At 75.5% G+C, this 1,554-nt stretch carries 2 protein-coding genes; one reads left to right on the top strand and one right to left on the bottom strand.

Translation table 11 applies throughout. The features are described 5' to 3' along the window. On the bottom strand, window positions 1-1,065 hold a 1,065-nt coding region (locus tag KBX39_RS30845), incomplete at its 3' end, for a D-alanyl-D-alanine carboxypeptidase (RefSeq protein WP_247660780.1). Between the two features lie 374 nt (window positions 1,066-1,439). Between KBX39_RS30845 and KBX39_RS30840 the strand changes: the two genes are divergently transcribed. Next, the coding region (locus tag KBX39_RS30840) for an inorganic diphosphatase (protein ID WP_210873922.1) at window positions 1,440-1,554 on the top strand (115 nt) is incomplete at its 3' end.

Raw genomic sequence — 1,554 nt, 5'->3', positions numbered from 1 at the left:
GCCGTCGGCCAGGCTGATCTCGCCCGCCGGCAGGCCCAGTTCGCCGAGCACCTGGCCGGTGGCCGCGGCGCCGCCGGCGAACGAGCCGGGCTTGCCCTTGGCGAGCGCCACCTGGCGGGCCATCGCCTCGGCGATCACGTTGTCGCTGTCGCTGATCATGATGTCGACCAGCCGGATCATCGGCAGGGACTCGACGGTGCCCAGTTCGGCGCCGGGCGCCGTACCGGTGGCGCCGGACGCGGTCGGCGCGGTGCCCCGGGTCACCTGGGCCGCGCCGCCGGTGAGCCCGAGCAGCTTGGCGAACTGCCGGCCGGCGGTCAGGTCCGGCTGGGGCACCCGTTCGGCGGCGTGGTTGGTCTGCTCGGCGGTGCGGCGCGCCTCCGCCGGGTTCTTCCGGGCGCCGTCGGTCATCAGCGCGGTGATCGCCGCGCCGAACCCGCCGGTGGGGATGTCGGAGTCCCAGCCGGGTTCGAAGACCGGGCCGGTGAACAGCGACGAGTCGACGATCACCTTGGTCGGCGCGGTGCCGCCGAGCGCGTTGCGCACCTGGGCGGCGAGGTCGTCCAGCCGGGCCGCGCCCGTGTAGAAGCCGTCCTTGTCCACGGCGAGCGTGGGGTCACCGCCGCCGACCAGGACCACCTCGCCCGGGTTCGGGCCGGCCACCGCCCTCGTCGGGATCCGGTAGGCCGGGCCGCGCGCCGCGAGCACCGCCACGCCGGTCGCCAGCTTGGTCACCGAGGCGGGCACCGTCGGGGTGTCCTGGCCGCTGCCGTAGAGCGCCTGGCCGGTGCTCACGTCGGCCACCGACAGGTGCACCCGGTCGCCGAGCGCGGCGGCGCGCACCAGCGGGTCCAGGGCGGCGCGGATTCCGGCCTCGGTGGGCAGCGGGGCGTTGCCGTCCGGCCCGGCCAGCACGGCCGGCGGGGTGGGCTCGGGCGGCGCGGCGACCGCCGTACCCGAAGAACTGTCGTCGCCCAGCCAGCCCGCGACCGGACCGGGCCGGAACACGGCCAGCCCGGCGACCGCCAGGGCCAGCACGAGTACGCACGCGAGCGCCGCGACCAGCCGGGAGCGGCGACGCGGCGCGGCCGGAGGCGGGGAGGGCGGGGGCGGCGCGGCGCCGGTCGGCGGGACCGGCGGGCTCACCGGGATCGGACCCGGAGCCGGACGGTGGGGGACGTTCGCACCCGGTACGGACACCCGGCCGGTGGCGCCACCGGAACCGGAACCCCCGGAAGCGGACCCGTCAACCCTCTCGGGGCGGTAGTGTGAATCTTCCCTCCCCACGGCCCCCTCCTCCCCGCTCGAAATCGCCTTGGGCGACACTACTTCGGTCCGAACACTATGCGGCGGCCGAGGCCGACGGGGGGCGTTCCCCCGCGCCGGGGGCGAACCGCTGGTTCCGTTAGCCAGCGTGGGCAAACGAGGGAGCGTGGGAGATGGATTTCGACGTCACGGTTGAGATCCCCAAGGGTCACCGCAACAAGTACGAGGTAGACCACGCGACCGGCCGCATCCGGCTGGACCGTACCCTCTTCACCTCCACGCAGTACC

It is taken from the genome of Micromonospora sp. D75, from assembly GCF_018070405.1.
GTDB classification, from domain to species: Bacteria; Actinomycetota; Actinomycetes; order Mycobacteriales; family Micromonosporaceae; genus Micromonospora; species Micromonospora chalcea.
Note: the sequence above shows the minus strand (reverse complement) of the source record. Positions and strands in the feature narration are given on the sequence as shown.